This is a genomic window from Alcanivorax sp. HI0083 (assembly GCF_001635175.1).
Window position 1 is genome coordinate 1 of record NZ_LWFX01000637.1, and the last position, 358, is coordinate 358.

Consider the following 358-nt stretch of genomic DNA (forward strand, 5'->3'; position numbering starts at 1 on the left):
TTTTGAACTTTAAACCTTGAACTTTCAACTCGCTCTCCGCCTTCAGTGCAGGCGAAAGAGCGGCAGTATATCATTGCGCCTTTGTACTTCGGGCCCTTTCTTATGTCAGAACCTCTGGTCACGGTGCAGTCGGTGTCTGTAACCCTCGGCGGCAATGCGGTGCTGTCTGACGTCAGCCTGACCCTGGCGCCCGGCCGCATTACCACCCTGATCGGACCCAACGGGGCCGGCAAGAGCACCCTGGCGCGGCTGGTGCTGGGACTGGTGCAACCGGATAGCCACAATGGCAACACCAGCGGCACCATCAACCGCCGCAAGGGCCTGCGGGTGGGCTACATGCCCCAGCACATCAAGATTG

1 protein-coding gene is annotated in these 358 nt (G+C 59.8%); it reads left to right on the plus strand.

What is annotated here, in order from left to right:
• Positions 1–102: 102 nt before the first annotated feature.
• Positions 103–358 (plus strand): ATP-binding cassette domain-containing protein (locus tag A3754_RS06330; protein WP_156496855.1); only part of this gene is annotated, 256 nt, incomplete at its 3' end.